Origin of the sequence: Actinoplanes sp. NPDC049681, from assembly GCF_044465265.1 — a bacterium.
Classification (GTDB): Bacteria; Actinomycetota; Actinomycetes; order Mycobacteriales; family Micromonosporaceae; genus Actinoplanes.
In genome coordinates this window covers 430,964-447,554 of sequence record NZ_JBITLP010000003.1, presented here as the reverse complement: position 1 = coordinate 447,554, position 16,591 = coordinate 430,964, and the positions used below count along the sequence as shown (strand labels likewise).

Annotated in this window: 16 protein-coding genes; 9 read left to right on the top strand and 7 right to left on the bottom strand. The window is 71.5% G+C overall.

Features of this window, described 5'->3' with window-relative positions; genetic code table 11:
- The first annotated feature begins 2 nt into the window (after positions 1 to 2).
- From ACIBO8_RS11955 to ACIBO8_RS11945, 3 genes are read left to right on the top strand one after another with little or no spacing between them, the layout of a single operon-like run.
- Positions 3 to 1,541 (top strand): lipopolysaccharide biosynthesis protein, encoded by a 1,539-nt coding sequence (locus ACIBO8_RS11955; RefSeq protein WP_396115140.1) that lies wholly within the window; start codon positions 3 to 5, stop codon positions 1,539 to 1,541.
- Positions 1,538 to 2,269: a methyltransferase domain-containing protein gene (locus ACIBO8_RS11950; protein WP_396115139.1), complete on the top strand. Its 732-nt coding sequence runs from the start codon at positions 1,538 to 1,540 to the stop codon at positions 2,267 to 2,269. The genes ACIBO8_RS11955 and ACIBO8_RS11950 overlap by 4 nt, the downstream gene beginning before the upstream one ends.
- 5 nt (positions 2,270 to 2,274) lie before the next feature.
- Positions 2,275 to 3,291 carry a glycoside hydrolase family 26 protein gene (locus ACIBO8_RS11945; protein WP_396115138.1) on the top strand — a complete coding sequence of 339 codons (1,017 nt, stop codon included), beginning with the start codon at positions 2,275 to 2,277 and terminating at the stop codon, positions 3,289 to 3,291.
- Here ACIBO8_RS11945 and ACIBO8_RS11940 read toward each other — a convergent pair.
- Positions 3,260 to 4,036 carry a WecB/TagA/CpsF family glycosyltransferase gene (locus tag ACIBO8_RS11940; RefSeq protein ID WP_396115137.1) on the bottom strand — a complete coding sequence of 259 codons (777 nt, stop codon included), beginning with the start codon at positions 4,034 to 4,036 and terminating at the stop codon, positions 3,260 to 3,262. The two genes, ACIBO8_RS11945 and ACIBO8_RS11940, sit on opposite strands and share 32 nt — an antisense overlap.
- A 63-nt stretch (positions 4,037 to 4,099) precedes the next feature.
- On the opposite strand from ACIBO8_RS11940, the gene ACIBO8_RS11935 reads away from it, so the two are divergent.
- From ACIBO8_RS11935 to galT, 4 genes are all read left to right on the top strand, one after another.
- Positions 4,100 to 5,050 carry a sulfotransferase family protein gene (locus tag ACIBO8_RS11935; RefSeq protein ID WP_396115136.1) on the top strand — a complete coding sequence of 317 codons (951 nt, stop codon included), beginning with the start codon at positions 4,100 to 4,102 and terminating at the stop codon, positions 5,048 to 5,050.
- A complete protein-coding gene (locus ACIBO8_RS11930) occupies positions 5,050 to 5,964 on the top strand; it encodes a glycosyltransferase family 2 protein (protein WP_396115135.1) in 915 nt (304 codons plus the stop codon). Before ACIBO8_RS11935 ends, ACIBO8_RS11930 begins: the two co-directional genes overlap by 1 nt.
- An 81-nt stretch (positions 5,965 to 6,045) precedes the next feature.
- Positions 6,046 to 6,822, top strand: a complete 777-nt coding sequence (locus ACIBO8_RS11925) for a DeoR/GlpR family DNA-binding transcription regulator (RefSeq protein ID WP_396115134.1) — start codon at positions 6,046 to 6,048, stop codon at positions 6,820 to 6,822.
- Positions 6,819 to 7,910, top strand: a complete 1,092-nt coding sequence (gene galT, locus ACIBO8_RS11920) for a galactose-1-phosphate uridylyltransferase (protein WP_396115133.1) — start codon at positions 6,819 to 6,821, stop codon at positions 7,908 to 7,910. Before ACIBO8_RS11925 ends, galT begins: the two co-directional genes overlap by 4 nt.
- 451 nt (positions 7,911 to 8,361) lie before the next feature.
- On the opposite strand, the gene ACIBO8_RS11915 is transcribed toward galT, so the two are convergent.
- Positions 8,362 to 9,576, bottom strand: a complete 1,215-nt coding sequence (locus tag ACIBO8_RS11915; RefSeq protein WP_396115132.1) for an NADP-dependent isocitrate dehydrogenase — start codon at positions 9,574 to 9,576, stop codon at positions 8,362 to 8,364.
- A gap of 111 nt (positions 9,577 to 9,687) precedes the next feature.
- Here ACIBO8_RS11915 and ACIBO8_RS11910 point away from each other — a divergent pair, with 111 nt between their 5' ends.
- Positions 9,688 to 9,942 carry a hypothetical protein gene (locus tag ACIBO8_RS11910; RefSeq protein ID WP_396115131.1) on the top strand — a complete coding sequence of 85 codons (255 nt, stop codon included), beginning with the start codon at positions 9,688 to 9,690 and terminating at the stop codon, positions 9,940 to 9,942.
- A gap of 265 nt (positions 9,943 to 10,207) precedes the next feature.
- Here ACIBO8_RS11910 and mdh read toward each other — a convergent pair whose 3' ends face one another.
- From mdh to purN, 4 genes are all read right to left on the bottom strand, one after another.
- Positions 10,208 to 11,158, bottom strand: coding sequence for a malate dehydrogenase (mdh, locus tag ACIBO8_RS11905; protein WP_396115130.1), 951 nt, complete (start codon positions 11,156 to 11,158; stop codon positions 10,208 to 10,210).
- Between the two features lie 119 nt (positions 11,159 to 11,277).
- Positions 11,278 to 11,877, bottom strand: coding sequence for a pentapeptide repeat-containing protein (locus ACIBO8_RS11900; protein WP_396115129.1), 600 nt, complete (start codon positions 11,875 to 11,877; stop codon positions 11,278 to 11,280).
- A gap of 1 nt (position 11,878) precedes the next feature.
- A complete protein-coding gene (purH, locus tag ACIBO8_RS11895; protein WP_396115128.1) occupies positions 11,879 to 13,435 on the bottom strand; it encodes a bifunctional phosphoribosylaminoimidazolecarboxamide formyltransferase/IMP cyclohydrolase in 1,557 nt (518 codons plus the stop codon).
- On the bottom strand, positions 13,432 to 14,049 hold the full coding sequence (gene purN, locus ACIBO8_RS11890) for a phosphoribosylglycinamide formyltransferase (protein WP_396115127.1): 618 nt from the start codon (positions 14,047 to 14,049) through the stop codon (positions 13,432 to 13,434). Before purN ends, purH begins: the two co-directional genes overlap by 4 nt.
- Before the next feature lie 165 nt (positions 14,050 to 14,214).
- Between purN and ACIBO8_RS11885 the strand changes: the two genes are divergently transcribed.
- Positions 14,215 to 14,481 (top strand): DUF4190 domain-containing protein, encoded by a 267-nt coding sequence (locus tag ACIBO8_RS11885; protein ID WP_396115126.1) that lies wholly within the window; start codon positions 14,215 to 14,217, stop codon positions 14,479 to 14,481.
- 296 nt (positions 14,482 to 14,777) lie between these two features.
- Here the strand turns inward: ACIBO8_RS11885 and ACIBO8_RS11880 are convergent, their stop codons facing one another.
- Positions 14,778 to 16,364 (bottom strand): DUF6350 family protein, encoded by a 1,587-nt coding sequence (locus ACIBO8_RS11880; protein WP_396115125.1) that lies wholly within the window; start codon positions 16,362 to 16,364, stop codon positions 14,778 to 14,780.
- Positions 16,365 to 16,591: the final 227 nt, after the last annotated feature.

The window sequence follows — 16,591 nt, the reverse complement described above, 5'->3', positions numbered from 1 at the left end:
CGGTGGCCGAGGCCCCGGCGAAGAACGGGACGCGGAGCGTCGCGCGGGGCGGGCTGGCCAACATGGCCGGATCGGCGCTCGCGGGCGGCACCGGCGTGGTGGTCACCTGGATCGTCGCGCGCGCCCTCGGCGCCGAGCACGCCGGCGCGTTCTTCGCGGCCACGGCGGCGTTCGTGCTGATCGGCGGTCTGGCCAAGCTGGGCACCCAGACCGGGCTGGTCTACTGGCCGGCCCGGCTGCGCGCCACCGGTCGCGACCATCTGCTGGGTGCCTGCCTGCGCACCGGCCTCGTCCCGGTGCTCGTGCTGGCGACGCTGCTCGGGGCCGGGATGTGGTTCGGGGCCGCCCCGATCGCCCGCCTCACCGCGGGCGGCTCGGCGGACGTGGTCACCGGGCTGCGGACACTCGCCGTCTTCCTGCCCCTGCAAGCGCTCACCGACGCCCTGCTGACGGCGACCCGCGGGTACAAGGCGATGCGCCCCACGGTCACCCTGGACCGCGTCCTGCGCAGCACGCTGCAGTTGCTGTGCGTCGGCGCGGCCGGGGTGGCCGCCCTCTGGACCGGTGCCTCGCTCCCGGCGTTCGCCTTCGCGTGGGCGGTGCCCTACCTGCCGGTGTCCATCCTGGCGGCGCTCGCCTTGCGGAAGATCTATCTGGCGGGCAAGCCGGAGCGGTTCCGCTCCCGCCGCAGCGAGCGCCTGGACCTGCGCCGCGAGTTCTGGCGCTTCACCGGCCCGCGAGCGCTGGCCAGCGTCGCGCAGCTCGCGCTGCAGCGGGTCGACGTCCTGCTCGTCGCCGCGCTGGGCGGCCTGGCGGCCGCCGCCGTGTACGCGGTCGCCGGGCGGTTCGTGGTGCTCATCCAGTTCGCCAACCAGGGCATCTCGCAGTCGGTGCAGCCCCGGCTCGCCGAGGCGCTCGCGGTCGGCGACCGGGACACCGCCAACCACCTCTACCGGACGGCGACCGGCTGGCTGGTGCTGGTGACCTGGCCGATCAGCCTGCTGGTGATCCTGTTCGCGCCGCTCTACCTCGGACTGTTCGGCAGCCATTACCGCAGCGGGACGCCGGTGGTCGTGGTGCTCGCCTGCGCGATGCTCGTCGCCACCGGGTGCGGCATGGTCGACATGGTTCTCGCGATGGCCGGGCGCACGTCGTGGAACCTCTACAACGTCCTGGTCGCTCTGGTCGTCACGATCGGCCTCGACGCACTGCTGATTCCCCGGTACGGCGCGACGGGCGCCGCGATCGGGCTGGCCTGCGCGCTGGTCGCGAACAACCTGCTGCCCCTGGTCCAGGTGGCCCGCGCCGCGCGGCTGCACCCGTTCGGCCGCGGCACGCTGACCGCCGGTGCGTTGTCGGTCGGGTGTTTCGGCGTACTCCCCAGGATCGTGACCGCGGTGACCGGAACCGGCCCCCTCGGCCTGGCGCTCTCGGCCGGCCTGGCCGTGGCCGTGTTCGGTGCCGGCGCCTGGTTGCTGCGGGAACCGCTCGCGCTCGACGCCTTCAAGCCTCGCAAGCTCATGTCAAGGAGGACCGGTTGACCACCGACTACACCAAGGTGTTCCAGGACGCCGACGCCGTCGCCAAGTACGAGCACGTCACGTACGCGCCGGACAGCTACGCGTCGCGGATCAACGAGCGGCAGCAGGCGTATCTGCGCAAGCTCGTGCAGCGGGAGTTCGGCGCTAAGCTGCCCGTCCAGCACGACTTCGCCTGCGGGACCGGCCGGGCCATCCGGACCCTGCACGGGCTGGTCCGCGAGGCACACGGCTACGACACGTCGGCCGAGATGATGGCGAAGGCCGAGGAGGTCGGCTCGCGGGCGGAGTGGCACCAGATCCCGGCCGACGGCCCGGTGCCGAACCCGGTGCCCGCGGGGCATCCGGTGATCGTCACGATGTTCCGGCTGCTGCTCAACGTCGACGAGCAGGTCCGCGAGCGGGCCATCGCCTTCGCCGCGAAGGCGCTGCCGACACCGGACGCCGGCCTGCTGGTGGTGGAGAACCACGGCAACGCCGGCTCCCTGCGGCACCTGCGCGCCCGCCGGCACTCCGGTCAGCGGTGGTTCGCCGAGCTTTCGCACGGCGAGGTGGAGCAGCTGCTCGACCGGCACGGCTTCGAGATCGTCGAGCGGCGCGGCTTCTCCATGCTGACCGAGTCGCTGAACAAGATCCCCCTCGCCCGGGCCGCGGACGCGGCGGCGCGCGCACTGCCCGGCACCGACGGTTTCGCGGTCAACGTGCTGTACACGGCGCGCCGGAAGAAGTAAGCGCCGTGCGCCGTGCTGCCGCCCTGACCGGGCTGCTCGCGCTCGTGCTCGCCGGTTGCACCTCGCACCGGCGGGCCGAGCCCGAGCCGACGCCGTCACCCGACCTGACCAGCCCGCCGGTCGCGGTCGCGGTGAATCCGGGGCCGTTCGAGGCGGGACCGTTCGAGGCGCCGGCGAAGGGCGCCTACCTGGGGGCGTGGATCAAGCCGGACGCCCTGACCCACGCCGGCCGCGTGGAGGCGGTCGACGCCCTGGAGCACGATCTCGGCCGGCCGCTGGACATCGTCAACACGTACCGCCGCTTCGACCAGATGGTCGGCACCGCGTCGGACGCCGAGTTCCTGGACCGGGGCGCCACGCTGATGGTGAGCTGGGCGACCGGCGACAACCGCTCGATCACCGCGGGAGAGCACGACCAGCTGATCCGCGAGCAGGCGCGCGCGATCCGCAAGGTGAAGAAGCCGGTGCTGCTACGCATCCGGTGGGAGATGGACCGGCCCAACCTGCGCGCGACGATGTGGTCGCCCGAGGACTACATCGCGGCGTACAAGCGCATCCGCGAGATCTTCGCCGAGGAGCGCGCCAGGAACGTCTCCTGGGTGTGGTGCCCGACCGCCGAGGGCTTCATCCGCGGTGACGCGCAAGCCTTCTACCCGGGCGACGACCAGGTCGACTGGACCTGCGTGGACGTGTACGCCGGCAACGTCTTCCAGCCGATCGGCCAACTCATGGGCCCGTTCCTGCAGTTCGCCGCGCAGCACCCGAAACCGATCATCATCGGTGAGTTCGGCGTGGCGAAGGCGTGGGGCTCGGCGGGCCGGGCGGCCTGGCTCCAGGACGCCCAGCGCACCTTCAAGGCCAACCGGCAGATCAAGGCGGTCGTCTACTTCGAGTCGGACCCCTCGGGGAACGGGCCCAATCAGCAGTTCCAGCTGGCCGGGGACAGGCCCGCGTTCCGGGCCTTCACCCGGCTCACCCGGGACCCCTACTTCAACGTCGACGGGCCTGAGCCAGGAGCTTGAGCGCGTACGGGGCGTCGTGCTTGAGGTAGCGCCCGGCCAGCCGGCGCGGCTCGGTGCCGAGCCGGTGAGCCCATTCCAGGCCGGTGCGCTGCATCCAGCGCGGCGCCCGCTCGACGTCTCCGGCGACGAAGTTCACCGCCGCGCCGCAGCCGACGAACCAGGCCTGCGGCATCTCGGCGCGCAGCCGCGTGACGACCGCCTCCTGCTTGGGAAAGCCGAGGCCGACGAAGACCAGGTCCGGCTCGGCGCCGGCGACCTTCGCGCGGAGGTCCGCGTACGCCTGTTCGTCGTTCTCGAAGCCGTAGTCGGGACAGAGCGTTCCGGCGATCCGAAGGCCCGGGCACTCCGCGGCGAGCCGGTCGGCAGCCCGGGTGGCGCCGTCCTTACCGTCGCCCGCCGGGCTGCCGCCGATCACGAAGATCGACCGCCCGTCGAGGCCCAGGCCGCGCGACAGCGACCAGATCAGGCTGCTACCGGCCACCCGCTCGGGCAGCGGCGTGCCGCTCAGCTTGCTGGCCCAGACCAGCGGCATGCCGTCCGCGACGACGAGGTCGGCATCGTCGAGGTACGTGCGCACCTCGTCGTCCACTCGCGACTGCCGCAGGATGTCGATGTTCGGCGTGAGGATCCGGCCCCCGCGCCCGGCCGAGATCGCCTCGCGGACCACGGCGACCACCTCGCCCTCGGTGATCCGGTCGAAGCCGGTTCCGTCGAGCTCGACCCGGTCGAAAGCCTCGATTGACACCCCAACGCCTCCTTCGCGCTTGTTCGCTCGTTATAGGAGCGAAACGAGCGAAGGTGGGCAGAAGTGGCACGCGTTGTTTATCTGGGCGGATTGGGACGGAGCGGGACAACGCTCGTGGAACGCCTGCTCGGCGAGCTGCCCTCGGTGTGCGCACTCGGCGAGATCGTCCACCTCTGGCAGCGCGACATCCGGGACAACGAGCGGTGCGGGTGCGGCGCACGCTTCGCCGCCTGCACGTTCTGGCGGCGGGTCGGCGAGCAGGCGTACGGCGGCTGGCAGAACGTCGACGTGGACCGCGTACACGCGCTGCGCGACACCGTCGAACGCACCCGGTTCATCCCCCGGCTCGCCGCGGCCCAGCTGCCCCCGGCCCAGCTCGCCGACGTCCGCGAATACGCGAGCTTCTACGCCCGGATCTACGCCGCGGCGGCCGAGGTCTCCGGCGCGTCCGTCGTCGTCGACTCCTCCAAGCACAGCGCGCTCGCTCACGTGCTGCGCTGGGCCGAGGACGTGGACCTGCGGGTCGTGCACGTGGTGCGGGACGCGCGCGGGGTCGCGTACTCGTGGACCAAGACCGTCGCCCGGCCGGAGACGGACGGCAGCGAGGAGATGACGCGCTACTCCCCCGGCCGCTCGGCGCTGCTCTGGAACGCCCACAACGCGGCCTTCGGCCTGCTCGCGCGGCGCGGCGTGCCGGTCCGGCGCATCCGCTACGAACAGTTCCTCACCGATCCGCGCGGCACCCTGCGCGAGCTGGCCGACCACGCCGGCGTCCCGGTCACCGACGGCGACCTGTCGTTCCTCGGAGACGGGTACGCGGACCTGCGCGTCGGCCACAGCGCCGCCGGCAATCCCATGCGCTTCACCGTCGGGCGCCTGCCGCTGCGCCGCGACGACGCCTGGGTCCGCGCCCTGCCCGGCAACCAGCGGCGGCTCGTCGGCGCGGTGTGCGCCCCGATGCTGCGCGCGTACGGCTATTCGCTCAACCCCGCAGAAGCCCCCCAGGAGGCGTGATGAACTGGCCGTCCGTCGGCGTCGTGATCCCCACCCGCAACCGCCCGCAGCTCGTGCGCAAGGCGATCGCCGCGGTCCGCGAACAGCGCTATCCGGGCGAGATCAAGATCGTCGTCGTGTACGACCAGACGGAACCCGACTACCTGCTCGCCTCCACCGAGGGCATCCAGGTCCTGGTGCTGACCAACTGGCGTACGTCCGGCCTGGCCGGCGCCCGCAACACCGGCATCCTGGCCCTGGACACCGAGCTCGTGGCGTTCTGTGACGACGACGACCGGTGGGCCCCCGACAAGCTCCGCCGCCAGGTCGCCGCCCTGGTGGCCGAGGACGACGCCGAGTTCGCCACGTGTGCGATCGAGGTCGAGTACGAGGGCAAGTGCACGCCCCGGCTGGCCGGGCGCAGCCGGGTCACCATCGACGAGCTGGCCCGCTCGCGGATGGCGATGCTGCACTCGTCGTCGTTCCTCGTACGGCGCGAGGCGCTGCGCGAGGACGCCATCGGCCTGGTCGCCGAGGACGCGCCGGGCAGCCAGAACGAGGACTGGGACCTGCTGCTGCGGGCGTCCCGCCGAAACCCGATCGTGCACCTCGACGAGCCGCTCGTGCGGGTGTTGTGGGGCCGCACCTCGCACTACGCGTACGAGTACGCCACGAAGATCTCGTCGCTGAGGTGGATGATGCAGCGCCACCCCGAGATCAGCGGCTGCCGCCCGGGCGCGGCCCGCGTGTACGGCCAGCTGGCGTGCTGGTCCGCGGCGACCGGCAACCGCTCCCAGGCCTGGCAGTTCAGCAAGGAGGCGGTCCGCGCCAACTGGAAGGAACCGCGTACGGCCATCGCCCTCGCGGCCATGACCGGCGCGGTGAAGGTGGAGAACGTCCTCTCCGCCCTGCACAAACGCGGCCGAGGTATCTAACACACTCTTTTGCTCACACCCGATCACCAGGTAGTGTTCGCACGTGTTCGAAATAGTGCGGTTCACCTCGGGGGGTTGCTGATGCTCGCCCAGCAGCGTCAAGCCGCGATCCTGGACCGGGTCCGTGCGGCCGGCGGCGTCCGCGTCAGCGAGCTCGCCGCCGAGTACGGCGTGTCCGACATGACCATCCGCCGTGACCTCGAGTCCCTGGCGGACCGGGGCCTTCTCGCGAAGGTACACGGCGGGGCGACCACGGTGAGCCCTGGTTCGACGCACGAACCGGGCTTCGCGGCGAAGTCGGTGCGCCAGCGCACCGAGAAGGCGGCCATGGCCATGCGCGCGGCCGCCCTCGTCTCACCGGGCGACGCCATCGCGTTGTCCGCCGGCACCACGACCGCCGGCCTCGCCCAGCGCCTCGTGGACGTCCCGGCACTCACCGTGGTGACCAACTCGATCCCGGTCGCGGACGTCTTCTACCGAGCGGGACGCCCGGACCAGACGGTGGTGCTGACCGGCGGCACCAGAACACCCTCGGACGCGCTGGTCGGCCCGGTCGCGGTCGCCGCCATCGGCACCCTCCACCTCGACATGCTGTTCCTCGGCGTGCACGGCATGAGCGAACGAGCCGGCTACACGACGCCCAACCTCATGGAGGCGGACGTCAACCGGGCGCTCGTGGAGGCGGCAGAACGCCTCGTCGTCCTGGCCGACCACACCAAGTGGGGCACGGTCGGCATCTCCTCGATCGTCCCGCTGCACCGGGCCGACGTCCTGATCACGGACGAGGGCCTCGACGAGTCGGCCCGCGCGATCCTCGCCGAACAGGTCGACGAACTCGTGGTGGTGAGCTCGCAGTGATCGAGAAGCGGACGGCGATCAAGCTGTCGGACGGCCGTGAGCTGATCTACTTCGACGAATCCCCGGCCGAGGACCGCATGCGGTGGCAGGACACCCGGCAACTGCCACCGCCGCCGCCCACCTCCCAGCTGCGCTACGACCCGCTCGTCGACGAATGGGTCGCGGTGGCGGCCCACCGCCAGACCCGCACGTTCCTGCCGCCGTCGGACAAGTGCCCGCTCTGCCCCTCCACCCCGGACTTCGCCAGCGAGATCCCGGCGCCCGACTACGACGTCGTGGTCTTCGAGAACCAGTTCCCGTCGTTCAGCGACCGGGTGAAGCCGGACGAGATCACGGAGCTGACGGACATGGTCCCGGTCCGCCCGGGCGTCGGCCGCTGCGAGGTCGTCTGCTTCACCAGCGACCACACCAGCTCCTTCGGAGCCCTGTCACCCGAACGCATCCGTACGGTGGTCGACGCCCTCGCCGACCGTACGGAGGAGATGTCGGCCCTGCCCGGCGTGGCCCAGGTCTTCCCGTTCGAGAACCGTGGCATCGAGATCGGTGTGACCCTCAGCCACCCGCACGGCCAGATCTACGCGTACCCGGTGGTCCCGCCCCGCACGGCGGCCATGCTCGAGGCGGCCCGGCAGCACGCCGACCGCACCGGAGGCCGCAACCTCTACGCCGACGTCCTGGCCGCGGAACAGAAGGCGGAGATCAGGGTCATCGGCTCCAATGCCCACTGGACCGCGTACGTGCCGGCCGCGGCCCGCTGGCCGTTCGAGGTGCAGCTCGCACCCAACCGCCAGGTCCCGGACATCCCGGCACTGACGGCCCAGGAACGAGACGCGTTCGCCGAGCTGTACCTGGACGTCCTCGAGCGCTTCGACGCCCTGTTCGGCAAGCCGATGCCGTACATCGCGGCCTGGCACCAGGCCGTGACCGGACCCGGCCGCGACCTCGGCTACCTCCACCTGCAGCTCTTCAGCATCCGCCGAGCAGCGGACAAACTGAAGTTCCTGGCCGGCTCGGAATCAGCCATGGGCGCGTTCATCAACGACATCGTGCCGGAGAGGGCGGCGCAGATCCTGCGCGACGCGCTCTGACCGCCTGAATTTAGGGGGCGGGGGGCCCGGGACAAGGCCCCCCGCAGGGAAGGGACGGCAGGCGTTCCGCCTACAGGCCGCACCACGCTCGAGGTAACCGATCGGCGCCCGGGACAAGGCTGCCGGACCGGCGGGCGACACCTCGTGCGACGCGACCGTCATCCGTTCTGCTAGGGGAAACGAGCCGCGTACCCCCTGGTTACGCATCCTAAACATCACGTTTGGGTCACCGGCCCGTTTTACGGAAATAGGCCGTGTGAACGCTCGCGACCCTGGCTCTCCGCAGGAATGAGGCGGTCGTCCCCCACACCCGAGCCCCACCGACTCCGCGAGCCCGCGACCGCGGCCCCGGCGTCACCGACCCCGCGACCGCACCCGGCCTCATCGACTCCCCCGTGGACGCGCGAGGGCCCGCCGGCGTGGTGCCGGCGGGCCCTCTGCGGGAGCGGGATCAGGCCAGCTTGCGGGCCAGGTTCTCGTCCAGGGCGTTCATGAACTCGTCGGTGGTCAGCCAGGGCGCGTCCCGGCTGATGAGCAGGGCCAGGTCCTTGGTCATCTGGCCGCCCTCGACCGTCTCGACGCAGACCTTCTCCAGCGTCTCCGCGAACTCGGTGACGGCCGGGGTCCCGTCGAGCACACCGCGGTGCTTGAGGCCGCCGGTCCACGCGAAGATCGAGGCGATCGGGTTGGTCGAGGTCTTCTCGCCCTTCTGCCACTGCCGGTAGTGCCGGGTGACCGTGCCGTGCGCGGCCTCCGCCTCGACGGTCTTGCCGTCCGGCGTCATCAGCACCGAGGTCATCAGGCCGAGCGAGCCGAAGCCCTGCGCCACGGTGTCGGACTGCACGTCGCCGTCGTAGTTCTTGCAGGCCCAGACGTAGCCGCCCTCCCACTTCATCGCGGCGGCGACCATGTCGTCGATGAGGCGGTGCTCGTACGTCAGGCCGGCCTTCTTGAAGTCCTCGGCGAACTCGGTCTCGAAGATCTCCGCGAACAGGTCCTTGAAGCGCCCGTCGTACGCCTTGAGGATCGTGTTCTTGGTCGACAGGTAGACCGGGTAGTTGCGGGCCAGGCCGTAGCGGAACGAGGCGCGCGCGAAGTCGCGGATCGACTCGTCGTAGTTGTACATGCCCATGGCGACGCCGCCGGACGGGAAGTCGCTGACCAGGAACTCCATGGGCTGCGAGCCGTCGGCCGGCGTGAAGGTCAGGGTCAGCTTGCCCGGGCCGGGCGCCACGAAGTCGGTCGCCTTGTACTGGTCGCCGTGGGCGTGCCGGCCGATGATGATCGGCTTGGTCCAGCCGGGTACGAGCCTCGGTACGTTCGACATGATGATCGGCTCGCGGAACACGACGCCGCCGAGGATGTTGCGGATCGTGCCGTTCGGCGAGCGCCACATCTTCTTCAGCCCGAACTCGTCGACGCGGGCCTCGTCCGGCGTGATCGTCGCGCACTTGACGCCGACGCCGTGCCGCTTGATGGCGTTGGCCGCGTCGATCGTCACCTGGTCGTCGGTCTCGTCGCGGTGCTGGATCGACAGGTCGTAGTACTCGAGGTTGACGTCGAGGTAAGGCAGGATCAGCTGCTCACGGATCTGCTTCCAGATGATCCGGGTCATCTCGTCGCCGTCGAGCTCCACCACCGGGTTGTTGACCTTGATTTTCGCCATCGGCCGGCGCTCCTCTCCCGGGACTCATGCTTAGCAGTACGAGCGTACTGCCTGTCGGTTGAAGATCGCCGTCGCCCCCGGCCTGGCGCGAGGGTTCTACGCTTTCTCCCGATGGACCGCACCGAGCACCGTGACGAACGTCCCAACCCGCCCCGGACCAGGGTGATCCTGATCGCGGCGGCGATGCTCGCGTTCCTGCTCGCCGTCACGATGAACAGCCTGTGGCTCGTGGCCGCCGCGGTCGTGCCGGTGGCCGCCTACGTGTTGCGGGAGCAGTCACCGGAGCTCGCCGCCAAGTCGACGGCCGCGATCCTGGCCGCCGCGCTCAGTCTGATCCTCCTCGGGCTCGGCGTCGCTCACTCCTGACACCCTCGCATGCCCGGCGACCCGGCCGCAGCGAGACCGGACGGCCTGTGGATAACCACGCGTTGTGGACAACCCCGGGCGGCGCTGCCGGCGTCGATAGGGTCCCATCCATGACGCGGATCGCCTGCTGTGGCTCGTTGCTCACGGTGTTGCTCCTGGCAACGGTGTGGAGCCGTACGGGAAAAGGGTGAAGGCCGGACCGAAACGGCCCGGCCTTCGACGAGAGGGTCTTCCGAAGCCGGCGTGCGGCGCCGGACGACGTGGATCAGAGGTCGGCGACGTCCGCCTGCTTGGCGCGCACGGCCTCGGCCGCCTCCTTGAGGCCCGCCAGCTCGGACTCGGTGAGGTCGGTCTCGACGACGCGCTTCACGCCCTCGGCACCGATCTCGGCCTCGACGCCCAGGTAGACGCCCGAGATGCCGTACTCGCCGTCGACCCAGGCGCAGACCGGCATGACCGCGCCGGAGTCCTCGGCAACGGCCTTGGCCATGCGAGCCGCCGCGGCGGACGGCGCGTAGTAGGCGGAGCCGGTCTTGAGGAGGGCCACGACCTCGGCCCCACCGTTGCGGGTGCGGGTGACGAGCTCCTCGACCTTCTCGGCGGGCAGCAGCTCGGCGAGCGGCTTGCCGTTGACCGTGGACTTGGACGGGACCGGCACCATGGTGTCGCCGTGCGAGCCCAGTGTCAGGGTCTTCACGCTGGCGACCGGGACCTTCAGCTCCTCGGCCACGAAGTTGGTGAAGCGCGCGGAGTCGAGCATGCCGGCCTGGCCGAGCACCCGGTTCTTGGGGAACTGGGTGGCGATCTGGGCGAGCGCGGTCATCTCGTCGAGCGGGTTCGAGACGACGATCACGACGGCGTTCGGGGCGTACTTCGCGACGTTCTCGGCCACCTGGCGCACGATCTTGGCGTTGACGCCGAGCAGGTCCATGCGGCTCATGCCGGGCTTGCGGGGCAGGCCGGCGGTGATCACCACGACGTCGGAACCCTCGATGGCCTCGTAACCCTCGCCGTTGGGGCCGGTCGTGGCGCCGATGACCTTGGTCTCGAAGCCCTCCACCGGGCGCGACTGGTTGAGGTCGAGCGCGAGACCCTCCGGCTTGCCCTCGATGATGTCGGTGAGCACCACGGTCTCGAAGATGTCGTACTCGGCCAGACGCTGTGCGGTCGTGGACCCGTAGAAACCGGCGCCTACGACGGTGACCTTCTTGCCCATGCTCTTACTCCCAGTCCGCGGGACGGTTTTTCCGGACCGTATCAGTCGGTTCACGCCGCAATACCCGGCAGGGCCGGATCCGGCGAAGTAGGCCACTCGCCCGCCCGTGAGGCCGCAGGTCAGCCGATGATCGCCCCGTACGCACGGGCGAACAGCCCCGCCTGGGCGATGTCGATCTTCGCTCCGGTGAGGTCCGCTTCCCGCAGCGCGACCCCGTCCAGATCCGCTCCGCGCAGGTCGGCGCCCTTCAGCACCGTGTCCTTGAGCCGGGCGTTCGACAGGTCCGCGCCGCGCAGATCGGCCCGGGTCAGGTCGGCCCCCTCGAGGTCCGCCTCCCGCAGGCGCAGGCCGCCCAGCTTCACGGCGGTCAGGTTCTGGCCACGCAGCGACACGAAACCCCAGTCGCCGCCGTCGACGGTCAGCGGACGCAGTCCACAGTCGACGAACTGGCTCCCGGTGAGTTTGCAGTCGCTCAGCCTCGCGTCGAAGAAATTGCACCGGCGCAGCGTCGACTGGAGGATCGCGCAGGTGCTCAGCTCGGCGGCGTTGAAGCGGACGTTGCCGAACTCGCAGTGCGTGAACGTGCAGCCGCTCAGCCGCGCCTCCGACCAGTCGACGTCGTGGAACGCGCAGTCCTCGTACACCGCGCGTTCCACGTCGGCGAGCGCCCAGTCCTTGCCGGAGAAGGTCTGGTTGCGGACGACCTCGGGCTCGTGCACGTCAGTGGTAGAAGTGCCGGGTGCCGGTCAGGTAGACGGTGAGGCCGGCCTTCTCCGCGGCCTCGATCACGAGGTTGTCGCGGATGGACCCACCCGGCTGCACGACCGCCTTGACACCGGCCGCGATCAGCACCTCGAGCCCGTCCGGGAACGGGAAGAACGCGTCCGACGCCGCCACGCTGCCCTTGGCCCGGTCCGCGCCGGCCCGGTTGACCGCGAGGTGCGCCGAGTCCACCCGGTTGACCTGACCCATGCCGACACCGACCGTGGCGCCGTCGTGCGCCAACAGGATCGCGTTGCTCTTCACCGAGCGGATCGCCCGCCAGGCGAACGCCAGGTCACGCAGGTCCTCCGGCGATGCCGCCTCGCCGGTCGCCAGTGTCCAGTTGGCGGGGTCGTCGCCCTCGGCGTCGATGCGGTCGGCCATCTGCACCAGCACGCCGCCGCCGATCTGCTTGATCTCCGCCGGCGGCGGGTTCCAGGCCGGGGCGACCAGCACGCGCAGGTTCTTCTTCTCCTGGAAGACCGCGAGCGCGTCGGGGGCGAACGACGGGGCGACGACGACCTCGGTGAAGATGCCGTCGAGCTGCTTCGCCAGTTCCAGGGTCACCTCGCGGTTGACCGCGATGACCCCGCCGAACGCCGACACCGGGTCGCAGGCGTGGGCCTTGCGGTGCGCGTCGGCGACGTCCGCGCCGATCGCGATGCCGCACGGGTTGGCGTGCTTGATGATCGCGACGCACGGCTCGGTGAAGTCGTTGGCGCTGCGCCAGGCCGCGTCCGCGTCGACGTAGTTGTTGTACGACATCTCCTTGCCGTGCAACTGCTGCGCCTGGGCGAGGCCGGCGGGCGCGTTCGGGTCGACGTACAGGGCCGCCTGCTGGTGGGGGTTCTCGCCGTACCGCAGGGCGTTGTCCCGCTTGAGGGCCAGGCCGGCGAACTCGGGCCACTCCGAGGGGGCCAGGGTCGTCGCACACCAGTTGGCGACCGCGACGTCATACTCCGCGATGTCGGCGAAGGCACGGGCCGCGAGCATCTTGCGCTGCGTCAGCGTGAAACCGCCGTCGCGCAGGGCGTCCAGGATCAGCGGGTACGCCGCCACGCCCGTCACCACCGCGACCGACGGGTGGTTCTTGGCCGCCGCCCGCACCATGGCCGGCCCGCCGATGTCGATCTGCTCGACGCACTCGTCCACACTCGCGCCCGAGGCCACCGTCTGGGTGAACGGGTAGAGGTTGCTGACCAGCAGGTCGAAGGGCTGCACCTCGAGCTCGGCGAGCTGCTGCTCGTGGGCCGGCAGGCGCAGGTCGGCGAGCAGGCCGGCATGCACCCGCGGGTGCAACGTCTTGACGCGGCCGTCGAGGCACTCCGGGAAACCGGTCAGCTCCTCGACCCGGGTCACCGGTACGCCCGCACCCTCGACGGTCGACGCGGTGGAACCGGTGGACACGATCTGCACCCCGGCGGCGTGCAGGGCCTGCGCGAGCTCGACGAGGCCCGTCTTGTCGTAGACGCTCAGCAGCGCTCGCTTGATCGGGCGTCGGCCTTCGGCGCTCATGGGATGGTGACCTTCCTGTCCGTGATGGTCCAGCCTTCGCGGACCAGCCTGCCGACGTACTCCACCAGCTGGCGGCGCTCGGCTTCCTTGATCCGCTCGGTCAGCGTCTCCTCCGTGTCGCCGTCGAGCACGGGCACGCTGACCTGGGCGATGATGGGCCCGGTGTCGACTCCGGCGTCGACGAAGAAGAGGGTGGCGCCGGCGATCTTCACCCCGTACGCCAGGGCGTCGCGCGGGCCGTGAATGCCCGGGAACGCGGGGAGCAGCGCGTTGTGGGTGTTGACGTAGCGGTCACCGAACGCGGCGAGGAACTGCTTGCCGACGAGCTTGAGGAAGCCGGCCGAGATCACCAGGTCCGGCTTGTGCTCGGCGACGTGCGCGGCGAGGGCGGCATCCCAGTCGTCCCGGGTCGCATACGCCTTGACGGAGTCCACGAACGTGGGAACTCCCGCAGCGGCGGCACGATCGAGGCCGGCGATGCCGTCCCGGTCCGCGCCCACGGCGACGACCTTCGCGCCGTACGCGGGATCCACGGCGGCGTCGAGGAGGGCCTGCAGGTTGCTGCCGGAGCCGGAGACGAGGACGACCAGGCGGGCGGGCGCGGGGTCTGTCACGCGAGCACCCTATCGCCGGGCCTGTTCGCCGCCGCAAACGGGTCGATTCGCGGACAGCGGAAACAGCTGATCATCGGTTAGGCTGCGCCCGCTCACGCGATGGTCCGCGTGCGCCTGGATTTGCACACGACCGCCCCAGCGCGGAGTTATCTGGAGGAATCGCCCGTGACGCCACCGCCCTACTACGGACAGCAGCCCCCGGCTGCCGCCGGCAACGACAAGACGACGCTCTGGGGCGTCCTCGGCATCGTGTTCGCGTTCTGCTGCTGGCCGCTCGCCATCGTGTTCGGCGTGCTGAGCCTGCTCGAGGCCCGCAAGGTCGGCAAGCAGCCCACGCTCGCCTACGTGACCTTCGGCATCGTCGTCCTGGCCCTGATCATCAACATCATCCTGGCCGCGACCGGCGCGCTGTCGAACATCACCTCGCCCTGATCCTGCGGGCCCGCACGGGCGCTCCGGCTCCGGCCGGGGCGCCCGTCGCCGTTTCCACCCCCGGGACGCGCCCGACGAGGCACGTCCCGGCAGGCGGGGCCGGGGAGCAAGCGGCCCGTTCGGCGCACGCCACCGAAGGAACAGCCCTGGCCGGGCGGCAGGTTCGACGCAGGCCGGCAAAAGGGGCCTCCGGGAAGCCCCGCCGCAACTCGGCGCACGCCAGCAAACGAACTGCCGCGAAGCCCCGCCCCAGCTCGACCCACGCTCGGTCGGCCCGGGACGCGGTCGGCCCGGTTCTACTTGTGGACCGGCGCCCGGAACGCCCGTCCCGCCGCCGCTCCGATGCTGCACGACACGCCGACCACCACCGTCGCGATCAGGGCGACGTGCCACGGCACCGGTCCGATCTCCGCCAGCCTGCCGTTGCCCAGCGACCCGCCGGAAAGCCACGACAGCACACCCAGCACCAGCCCCGCGACCGGGCCCGCCAGCAGCGCCGACGCGAGCACCAGCGACCACGATGGTTCGGCCGGCACCGGCTCTCCGGGGCGTACCGGGTGGCGGTTGTCCCGGAGGTGCCCGCCCACGACGTGGTGCACGCCCATCAGCCGGCGGGTCAGCAGCCAGCCCGCTGCCATCGCCGCCAGGACGGGGACCGCCAGCAACGCCGCGCCGCTCGCTCCCATCGGGCCGTTGGGGAGGCCTGCCAGCAGGGGGAGGGTCGGCAGGGGGCCGACGGTCACCTCGGTCAGGCGTACGGCGGAGTCGGTGCCCAGCAGGAAGCCGGGGCCGAGCAGGTAGGCCGCCGCCCAGATGACGCCGTTCGCGCCGTAGGCGAGGCTGATCAGGGTGATGCCCGTCTGGCCCGCGACGCCGGTCCGGTAGGCGCCGATCATGTCCGCGGCCTGACCGCCGCCGACTGCGATGGACAGTCCGGCGAACGCGGCGCCGGCTACGAGGATCAGCAGGGCCGCCACGACGCCCGTGCGCAGGCCGTGGCGTGCCGGTTGCGGGATGCGGCGGGCGACCACCACCAGGGCATCCGTGCTGCGCAGGGAGCCGATCAGCGAAAAGGCGAGCCCGGCGAGGAAGAGATGGAACGCGGCGCGCCCGGGTGAGACGTCCGTGCCGCGGCCGTCGACGGCGAGGGCGGCCAGCAGACCGAGGATTCCGTACGCGGCCCCGATGGTGACCGCGACCAGCACGGCGGCCCGGGGTGATCCGCTGCGCCGGGCGCCGATGGCCCGGGTGACGTGCAGGCCGGCACGGTTGAGCCGCCAGCCCACCAGGAGAGTGAGCAGCAGCGGCGCCAGGCCCAGCGGACCGATCGACGTCCCAATGGGTACGCCGTGCCCGAGCAGCCACCCCGCGAGCCCGGCGTGCGCGGCCCCGCCGAGACCGCCCTGGCCCTCGAGGCTGCGCGCGAGCCCGATGACCGCGGCCACCGGCACGTACGAGAGCAGCGCCGCCCAGAGGGTCGCGAAGGCGGCGGCTACCGGCAGGGGCGCGCGGTTGCGGGAGTCGGCCGGGCGGCGCTGGCCGGGCAGCTTGACGGTCGGGTGCTTGCCGGTGTCGACGCGGACGGTCGGATGGTTGCGCGGATCGATCGCGACCGTGGGCCGGTGCTGGTCCGGTTGCGCGGGCTTGGCCTCGGAGCCGGGGCCGGGCCGCGAACCGGACGGACCGACGCGGACGGTGGTGTGGCCGGGCACCGCGGGGCGCACGCCGGCCGGGGCGAGATCCCGGATGATGTCGAGCTCGTCTTCCGGGCCCGTGGCGGCGCCGGGCGTGCGGCGGGCAGCGTCGTCGGAGGTCTCGGTGGCCTCCAGCGGGTCCCCCGAGCCGGCGGGTCGACCGTCGGGACGGTCGGGTGAGATCGGCATCGCCGACTACTTTTCCACGCCGGACGGCCCGCGGCGACGCAGAAACCGCGACTCGCCGCGTCCGGCCGCGCGAAAAGGCCCGCGGGCAGATGCGGACGCGGGGCCGGCGGGCGCCGGGGGGGGGGGGGGGGGGGGCGGGGGGGGGGGGGCGCAAAAAAACCAAATACCACGCCCCAAAACCCCCCCGGGACGCCCGGGGGGGTGGCGCCCCAGAAGGCCGGGGGCCC